Genomic DNA, 9,194 nt, shown 5'->3' on the forward strand with positions numbered 1-9,194 from the left:
AGGCATAATAGTTTTCAAGACCATGTATATGCTCTTCTTTAAAGAAGGATCATAAAAAGAAGTGAGAACGTTTAATCCGAAGAAACCTTGCTCAAGACATGATTAATTAACAGCAACATTATTAATAAAAATAGCGTCAAAATACTGCAAACGTTATTGTATTGTCAAAAAATTATTTTGGTTATACTATAGACATTATCCGAAAAAATGTGCTGAGGAGGTGCTGCTTCGTGAAAGACACTGTAGAATCACTCTTAGAGAAATTTAATCTGGAATTTACGTCAGAACAATGTGACTTTTTACGTTTTCTTTATGAAAACTTACATCTTGAGGAATTAAGTAACAAGGAACAACATTTTTTTATAGATTTTTTTTACAAGAGTGAAACCTTACGAAACATGGCAGCATTTGCACTTGAATTGGCAGATATCATGCATGAAATTTATGAAAATATACCAGCTGTTGAGCAAGCTGAACGATTGGCTAATGGAAAAGAGCAGCGCTTGTATTATGAGCGAAAGCGACAGGTAGCTAGGCGTCGAAAGCTTAATCGTCAAACAATAAAAAAAGGAAATATCCTATATGTTCCGTTTGATGAATATAAAAAAGAAACAGGTCCAATTATAATCTGCCTTGAGCAAACAACTGGTATGGCGGCATATTCTGAGCTTTGTAAAAGCATAATTTTACCGTTATTTATGAGCGCGCACCGTGAACGTCGAGATTTATATATCGTTCCATATGACTGTCAAGTTCATGTACATTTTCGATTTGAAGACGGGCATTTAAATTTATCCGATTTTAAGGATTTTATTGATTATAAGGCAAAGGGAGAAGCTGCGGTTCTGCCTGTGCTCCATTTTGTAAAGGGCTTGCTTCAAGAAAATCAACATTGTACAGAAGCGGATATTATTATTTTTACTGAAGGCACTCCAATTGATGGACAGCATCTCGTTGGAAAGCAAGCGAAGGCTGTACTTGAGGAAATGAAGCGTAAGTACCATGCTGAATTTTCGGTGATCGCTATGCATGAACATAATTTTAATGAGCAGCAATTTTGGTTTGCTAATAAGGCTTTTTTTGCGGATGATGCAATTCAATAAAAACGGAGCTGATCGTCATTGTTGATCGGCTCCTTTTCTGTGAATATACATAGTAGTTAGAGGAGAATGAAATTTGAATTCATTGAAATGGATATTACCTGATATTTCAACCCCAACGTGGATGGAAATTATTATTGCCGTTGCACTTTGTGTAATTGGTTGGCTTTTTCAGCAGTTTGTTATAAAGAAAGTTATTAATCGTACTGTTACATTTCTGAAAAATCGTCAGCGTAACTTTCAGGCAACAGTACTCGCGCAATTTAATAAAGCGATTCGCTATGCATTTATGTCTGCAGTGGTTGTACTCAGCTTATCAATATTATTAGAAATCTTTTTATTTACACATGTAGCAACTAAAAATTTTGTATTGTCTATTATGGTCTTTTTTGCCTTCAAAGGCGTATACGATGTTTTAAATTATTATACAAAGCAGCCACTACCGTTGAATAACGATGAGGAACCAAATGTCCTGTTACCTTTTTTTCTTCGTATAGGAAAAGTGCTCATTATGATATTGGCGATGTTTACGATTGCTTCTTTCTGGGATTTTAATTTGAATGGCTTTTTAACCGGAATTGGCTTAACTGGTGTCGCGATTGCTTTTGGTATTCGAGATACACTAGCACATGTTTTTGGTGGGATGTCAGTCGCATTAGATAACCCATTTCAAATTGGCGATTGGATAGCAACGGAGGACCAAAAAATTGAAGGAACCATCGAAGATATTAATCTTCGAAGTACTTTAATTCAAACGGGGGATAAAGGACTTGTTTATGTACCTAACGCCTATTTGGTAAATCGACCGATCTATAATTTATCGAGACGAGAAAAACGAAAATGTGAGCAATTTTTATTTGTAGCTGCTGAAAATGAAGAGGAAAAACTACGAAGTGCTTTAAGTACCATTCAAAAAGAAATTTATTTGCATGCTCAAACAGAAAAAGAAATGATTCATGTATTTATAGATGAGTTTTATCCAACCTCTTATCGCGTCCTTGTGCGTTTCTATGTGACAACAAATGATACGGCAGAGATGCTAAATGTGCGACAAGATATTTTATTTGCTATCCGTCAAATTTTTCAAGAACTAAATATTATACTAGCAAATCCAACTGAAGATGAATGGCTTCGTAATAAAAAATAAATTGAATTGTTAGTTTCTTTACTTTACAATGAATACATGTTATCAGCTTTGATGAAGAGTAGTAGCTATTATTATTTGTTATAGAGAGCTAGTGGTTGGTGGAAACTAGTACAGATAAATAGTGAATGGACTTCGGAGCTCTAATCCTGAATAAAGTAATAAAGTATGGATTAGCGTGCGCCTACGTTATAAGGTATAGAGAGGGTCTTTTAACTTTTTCAGTGGGTATCCAAACATCAGCTGAATGTAATTATGCCGGGGCATAATTGATGAAGACCAATGAAGGTGGCACCACGGCTTTTCCGTCCTTTTGTGATGGGAAGGCCTTTTTATATGCTTTGGCGAATGTTCAAAACCCGGACGCGATGTTTATGTAAGTGAAATGCTCACGAAGCGGTAGCGTCCATTAAGCCAATGCATAATTGATTAATTTTGGTGTAGAAGAGCAGAGCATAGAAAAGGAGAGAAAGAGTATGACAGTTGAGCTTAGAAAGTTTGCCATGAAGGCATTACAGGGTGATATGATGACGCCAATTTCCGTTTATCAATCACTTGAAGGGGAGCATAAGATGCTTTTCGAATCGTCTGCGAAGCATGAAGAAAGTGGGCGTTACTCGTTTATTGCCGTCAACCCAATTGCAGAACTTATTGGAGATAGGAATGGTTATTCTTTTTCCAAAGGTGGAGAAACAGAAAAATCGAGCACCAATGTATTAGTAAAATTACAGCAAGTAATGCCATTGCATAAGGCACAGTATCCGTTCGCCTTTTTTGGAGGAGCAATTGGATTCTTTGGTTATGAAACAGCATTTTATACAGAAAAAATAGGTGAATACTTGCAGGATGATTTAGAAATGCCGGATGTCCATATCTTTTTCTATGATACATTTATCGTTTTTGATCATTTAAAGCAAGAGATCACACTAGCGGCAATCGATTTATTTGATGAAGGACGTTCTCTTGAAGCGATGGAATTGGCTATTTCTATGATGAAGGAGCAGCTATATGCTGGAACAACGTTTGACGACACGACGTTTGGAGAGCTAGATTTCAGACCGATGATCGCCAAAGAAAATTTTGTAGCACTAGTTGAACGTGCAAAACAGCATATTCGGAAGGGTGATATTTTCCAAATTGTTTTATCACAACGCTTCACTTCACCATATACAGGAAATCCTTTCGCTTTATACCGTCAATTACGTACTTCTAATCCTTCACCTTATATGTTCTATATGGATTTCGGAACGTATACCATTTTAGGAACATCTCCTGAAAGTCTCGTTAAGGTGAAGGATCGAAACGTAACGACTAATCCTATTGCTGGTACGAAGCCAAGAGGTAAAACAGTGGAGCAGGATAATGCGATCGCAGAAGGTTTATTAAATGATGACAAAGAAATTGCTGAACATCGTATGCTAGTGGATTTAGGGCGTAATGATCTTGGACGTATTGCCAAAGTGGGTTCAGTGAAGCTGATAAAATATATGAGTATTGAGCGATATAAACATGTTATGCATATTGTATCAGAGGTTATCGGCGAATTACGTGATGATGTACATGTCTTGGATGTTCTTCGAGCTTGCTTACCTGCTGGTACAGTATCAGGTGCGCCGAAAATCCGCGCTATGCAGCTAATCAATGAGTTCGAGCCTGTGAAACGTGGTGTCTATGCAGGTGCAGTGGGTTATATTTCTGCTACAGGGGATATGGATTTAGCTCTAGCCATTCGAACAATGATCATAAAGGATCATCGTGCCCATGTGCAAGCAGGTGCTGGTATTGTTTACGATTCGGTGCCTTTGTCTGAATACGAGGAAACGCTAAATAAAGCTCGCGCGCTATTGGAGGTAAAAAAATGATTTTACTGATCGATAACTATGATTCATTCACATATAATTTATTTCAGCAAATACGAATGCTTCGGAAAGATGTAAAAGTAGTACGTAATGATGAAATAACAATTGAAGACATTCAGAAAATGCAACCTGAAGCCATTATTTTATCGCCTGGCCCAGGTACGCCAATTGATGCAGGAATAACAGTGGATGTTGTCAAAGAGCTTTATACGAAGTTTCCGATTTTGGGCATTTGTCTTGGGCACCAATCGATAGGGCAAGCATTTGGAGGAAACATAGTTCAAGCTAAAAATATAATGCATGGAAAATTATCAACAATTCAATATGAAAAAACAGGCTTATTTGCTCAGTTAGACGGTAAAATCGAAGTAATGCGTTATCATTCTCTCATCATTGAGCAAAGCACGTTGCATGAGGATTTTAATATTTTAGCAAAGTCCAGTGATGATGGTGAAATTATGGCGATTCAACATAAAGAATACCCACTCTTTGGGCTGCAATTTCATCCAGAATCCATTGGGACAAAAGAGGGCATTATAATGATGCGAGCTTTCTTAGAACAAATTTCTTAATTTCTTAAATTAAAAAGGCTGTCATCAAAAATCAGTAGTTGTGATTATTTGATGACAGCCATTTTTATATGAAATAGGATGGTAATATTATTGCTTTTTCCCTGTAATCAATTTTGCAATTTCCTCTAAAGACATCGAAGAATTGACTTCGTAAGAGCCAATTTGTAAGCTTCGCGCGTATTTAGGGTTAGCAAGGAGCAGTTCCATTTCAACACTATTTTCGATGACGCCACCATTTTCAAGCTTTTGTGCCACAATAAATGGTTCCATACCGCTGTATATTTGGAGTGTCATAGTTGTATCTTTTGCCGGTGCATCTGCCGATTTATGATTTTCTTTAGTCGTTGTTTTAGGTGTATCTGTCTTCTGATTAGTTTCCTTTGAAGCTTGCTTAGCTTGTTCCTTTAACAATGCAATTTCTTTATTTGCCTGTTCGAGCTTTTTTTGCAACTCCTCTACATTTTCTGTATTTGGGGAAGTTTTAGTTGGAAGACCGATATTAAGATCGAAACGCGCAGCTAAAGCAAGCAAAGCTCCGACAAGAAAAAGCGCAATGCCAAATGCACGGATAGCGGACATATTCATGAATTACCGACCTCCGTTTGCAATTACTTGGCGGACTTGCTCTTCAGTTAAATTTGAACGAATACTGATATCTGCTACAGAAAGACCTTGCTTATTTAGTTCAAGCACCTGACTTACAATAATTTGATGTATAGGTTTCGTTTTTGGAGCAGCTTGTCCTGTTTTCGATGCCTGAGCAGCCTGTTGAACAGCTTGCATAACTTGTTGAACCTTTGGATCTGATATAGCGTTATTTTGCGCTGACGGTGATTTAACCTGAAACTCTGGCTCTAATAACAACTCTTCCTCAACAATTTTCAGACGACGTTTTAAATTATTTGTTTCTTGAAAAATAGAGATGGATAGCTCCTCTACATCTTGTTCGACCTTTTTCGCGCTATTTTTGAAAAAGAACGAAGTAATAATTAGGAGAATCCCTACAATCATAAGTATGATGGATAAATCCAATAGTTTCACCTCATTAAGTATGTAATTATAAGGTATTTTACCATATGCAAACTTAATATGAAATGAAGGTAGATTTTTTTTTGTTTTATGTTATAATAGGTTAGTCGTATAAATCATGCTCAAAATTTAAATTCTTGATATAGAGTGGGAGGGTTAATAATGCGCGTAAACATTACTTTAGCTTGCACAGATTGCGGCGAACGTAACTACATTTCTAAAAAGAACAAGCGTAACAATCCAGAGCGTCTTGAACTTAAAAAATATTGCTCTCGCGAGAAGAAATACACTCTTCACCGTGAAACTAAGTAATCGCTCATTAAGCCAAAACCACTTGTGGTTTTGGCTTTCTACATTTTAGGAGGTAGCTTAGCATGGATAAAACAACTTTACGGAACGAGGTAAAGGAAGCTCTTGCGAAAATGAGCGAAGTAGCTTACCACGATCAATCAAATGCTGTAGTTAAAAAAGTGCTACAGGAACCATATATAATAGAAGCAACTACAATTGGCATTACCATTTCCAATAAGCCAGAAGTCGACACAATTCAATTAATAGAAGAACTATGGCAACTTGGTAAAAAAGTCGCTGTGCCTAAATGCAACTCAAAAACAAGAGAAATGTTATTTTACGCCATTGACTCGTTTGCCCAGCTAGAAACTGTTTATATGCATTTGCGTGAGCCAATTCCAGAGAAGTGTGAGTTTGTTGACGCAAATGAAATGGACGTCATACTTGTTCCAGGAGTTGTTTTTGATAAGTTCGGCTATCGAATAGGCTATGGCGGTGGTTATTATGATCGCTATGTATTAAACTATAAAAAGGGTAAGCTCATGTCTCTGCTATTTAATGAGCAGCTATATGAACGAGTACCTACAGAAGTGCACGATTGCCCAGTAGATATCATTGTGACACCGACAAAGCGTATTGACTGTGTAACACAACGAGGAGCGAACTAAAATGGACAAAATGTTAGATATTTATGAATTATTAAAAACATATGGCACTTATATTTACACACGAGATCCCATTGGTGATTTGATGTTAATGGAGGATGAAATTCGCGAGTTGTATAAAGCGAATGTACTAGATATTAAAGATTACCAAATGGCATTATTACTAATTCGACAAGAAACAACAAAGCTTCGCATGAAGGAAAATAATCAGTAATGTTTTAAATATAATTCATTTGTGGTATTGTAAAGATAATGTAACATGTATGTAATATTCTTAAAAAAACAGTGGTTTTCCACTGTTTTTATGATTTACGAAACTTTTTACAAACGAAAACGTATATATTACTATCCGGCCCATGTACGAACAAGGAGCACAGTTTTTCCAAAAATATATCTATTGATTATCTGTAAAAAATGGATTAAGATATATTTTGTTTCAGTAACAAATTGTTAAAAATATTATTTTTTTGTAAGAAAGTAGGGAGGATGTTAGGGATGAAATCAATAAAGTGGCCTAAACATTCATTTATGATACTAGCAATTGTAGCAACTTGGATAAAAACGGTCATTGTTTATCACACAAGCTTTGAGATGAAAATCGAAAATGCGATGCAACAATTTATTTTGTTTATTAATCCATTAAGCTTCGTACTATTTGCTTATGGTATATCATTATTCTTTAAATCGCCAAAAGTTAAAAGTCGTTATATAATAACTGTCAGTGTTATTATGTCAATCGTCTTATATGGGAATGTCGCGTTCTATCGTTTCTACAACGACTTTATTACATTACCGGTATTATTCCAAACAAATAACTTTGGTGATTTAGGAACTTCAGTAGCAGCGATTGTTAGCCCTTGGGATTTATTATATTTCGTTGACGTACTTATTCTAATTTTAGCTAATAAATATTTGCCTATGATGAAAAATGCAGTAAAAGTAAACGTGGAATTCCGTCGTGCGTACTTCGTATTAGCGATTGCTGTGTCGTTCTTAAACTTAGGATTAGCTGAAACAGAGCGTCCACAATTGTTAACACGTAGCTTTGATCGTGAATTACTTGTAAAAAACATCGGTACTTATAACTACCATTTATATGACATTTATATTCAATCAAAATCTTCTGCTCAACGTGCATTAGCGGATGGCAGTGAATTAGTAGAAGTGAACAACTATATTCGTTCTAATCAAGCAGCAGTCAACCCTCAAATGTTTGGTAAATACAAGGATCGTAATTTGATTGTTGTATCAATGGAATCTTTACAAAACTTTGTGATTAATAACCAAATGGATGGTCATGAAATTACACCATTCTTAAACTCTTTAACAAAAGATAAAGATACGTATTATTTCAGTAACTTCTATCACCAAACTGGATTAGGGAAAACTTCTGACTCAGAGTTTATTACAGAAAACTCATTGTTCGGCTTAGGTCGAGGTGCGGTATTCTTCACGCACGGTGGAAATACGTATAACTCAATGGCTGAGCGCCTTGGAGATAATGGCTACTTTACAAATGTCATGCACCCGAATAATAAATCATTCTGGAACCGTGACATGATGTATCAATCATTACACATTAATAAATTCTATGACATAGACTCATATAAGATTGGCGAAGGGCAAGCTGTTAACTGGGGTATGAAAGATGTCCCATTCCTAGAGCAATCCGCAGCCTTAATGAAAGATATGCCACAGCCATTCTATTCTCGACTAATTACTTTAACGAACCACTATCCATTCACATTGGACCCAGAAGATGTAATGATTCCTGAATATACGTCAAACTCAGGTACATTAAATCGTTATTTCCAAACAGTTCGTTATATGGATGAAGCTCTTAAAGACTTTTTCCAAGGTTTAAAAGATCAAGGTGTATATGATAACTCTATTATTGTAATGTATGGTGACCATTACGGTATTTCAGAAAACCATAACAAAGCGATGGCTCAATATTTAGGAAAAGAAAGCATTACACCATTTGATAATGCACTGCTACAAGAAGTACCGTTATTCATCCATATCCCTGGATCAGGTGACGGTAAAGAAATGACAGAGGTTTCTGGACAAATGGATTTACGTCCAACAATTTTACACCTTCTTGGTGTTGAAACTTCAAAAGATATGCAGCTTGGTGCAGACCTATTCTCACCAGAGCATGAAGACTTCGTTATTTTCCGCGACGGTCGTTTTGTAACAGATAAATATGTATATGCTGGTGAAGCTTGTTATGACAAAGCAACTGGCGAAGAAATTGATGGTGAGCCATGTCAGCCATACGCTGATCGAGCTACGAAAGAACTTGAGAATTCGGATACCATCATTAACGGTGATTTACTCCGCTTCTATGACCAAAAGACAGGTAACTTGAAGCAAGGGGTAGCCAAGTAACAAAAAGTGAGATCTCATTTAATGGATGGCACTGAAAAAGTCCATATCTCTCACATTGCGAGGTATTCAACGATTAAATCGTTGAATACCTCGCTTTTTTCATTTGGCACTGTGACTCTACTGTTGTTTTCCGAAGCATTCCG

10 protein-coding genes and 1 other annotated feature are annotated in these 9,194 nt (G+C 36.3%); of the genes, 8 read left to right on the plus strand and 2 right to left on the minus strand.

Going from position 1 to position 9,194, the window contains the following annotated elements:
• Nucleotides 1–230 precede the first annotated feature (230 nt).
• The 4 genes from ABH966_RS20395 to ABH966_RS20410 all read left to right on the plus strand — a co-directional run bounded on the left by ABH966_RS20395 (nt 231) and on the right by ABH966_RS20410 (nt 4,675).
• Nucleotides 231–1,103, plus strand: coding sequence for a vWA domain-containing protein (locus ABH966_RS20395; protein ID WP_370081610.1), 873 nt, complete (start codon nt 231–233; stop codon nt 1,101–1,103).
• A 73-nt stretch (nt 1,104–1,176) separates the two neighbouring features.
• The gene (locus ABH966_RS20400; protein WP_370081611.1) at nt 1,177–2,247 is read left to right on the plus strand and encodes a mechanosensitive ion channel family protein; all 1,071 of its coding nucleotides are present in this window, start codon (nt 1,177–1,179) and stop codon (nt 2,245–2,247) included.
• A gap of 39 nt (nt 2,248–2,286) precedes the next feature.
• Nucleotides 2,287–2,560: a binding site (T-box leader), on the plus strand.
• Nucleotides 2,561–2,720: 160 nt separating this feature from the next.
• The gene (gene trpE / locus ABH966_RS20405; protein ID WP_370081612.1) at nt 2,721–4,106 is read left to right on the plus strand and encodes an anthranilate synthase component I; all 1,386 of its coding nucleotides are present in this window, start codon (nt 2,721–2,723) and stop codon (nt 4,104–4,106) included.
• The gene (locus ABH966_RS20410; RefSeq protein ID WP_370081613.1) at nt 4,103–4,675 is read left to right on the plus strand and encodes an anthranilate synthase component II; all 573 of its coding nucleotides are present in this window, start codon (nt 4,103–4,105) and stop codon (nt 4,673–4,675) included. The genes trpE and ABH966_RS20410 overlap by 4 nt, the downstream gene beginning before the upstream one ends.
• 87 nt (nt 4,676–4,762) lie before the next feature.
• Here ABH966_RS20410 and ABH966_RS20415 read toward each other — a convergent pair whose 3' ends face one another.
• Both ABH966_RS20415 and ABH966_RS20420 read right to left on the minus strand, forming a co-directional pair.
• Nucleotides 4,763–5,260, minus strand: a complete 498-nt coding sequence (locus ABH966_RS20415; protein ID WP_370081615.1) for a hypothetical protein — start codon at nt 5,258–5,260, stop codon at nt 4,763–4,765.
• 3 nt (nt 5,261–5,263) lie between these two features.
• Entirely contained in the window at nt 5,264–5,716 is a 453-nt protein-coding gene (locus ABH966_RS20420; RefSeq protein ID WP_370081616.1) for a hypothetical protein, read from the minus strand.
• A 150-nt stretch (nt 5,717–5,866) separates the two neighbouring features.
• On the opposite strand from ABH966_RS20420, the gene rpmG reads away from it, so the two are divergent.
• The 4 genes from rpmG to ABH966_RS20440 all read left to right on the plus strand — a co-directional run bounded on the left by rpmG (nt 5,867) and on the right by ABH966_RS20440 (nt 9,051).
• Nucleotides 5,867–6,016, plus strand: a complete 150-nt coding sequence (rpmG, locus tag ABH966_RS20425) for a 50S ribosomal protein L33 (protein ID WP_008408521.1) — start codon at nt 5,867–5,869, stop codon at nt 6,014–6,016.
• 62 nt (nt 6,017–6,078) lie between these two features.
• On the plus strand, nt 6,079–6,663 hold the full coding sequence (locus ABH966_RS20430; RefSeq protein ID WP_370081618.1) for a 5-formyltetrahydrofolate cyclo-ligase: 585 nt from the start codon (nt 6,079–6,081) through the stop codon (nt 6,661–6,663).
• A gap of 1 nt (nt 6,664) precedes the next feature.
• Nucleotides 6,665–6,874, plus strand: a complete 210-nt coding sequence (locus ABH966_RS20435) for a YqgQ family protein (protein ID WP_049663926.1) — start codon at nt 6,665–6,667, stop codon at nt 6,872–6,874.
• Between the two features lie 281 nt (nt 6,875–7,155).
• Entirely contained in the window at nt 7,156–9,051 is a 1,896-nt protein-coding gene (locus tag ABH966_RS20440) for an LTA synthase family protein (protein WP_370081620.1), read from the plus strand.
• The last annotated feature ends 143 nt before the right edge of the window (nt 9,052–9,194 follow it).

The organism is Lysinibacillus sp. RC46, from assembly GCF_041262385.1.
Taxonomy (GTDB): Bacteria; Bacillota; Bacilli; order Bacillales_A; family Planococcaceae; genus Lysinibacillus.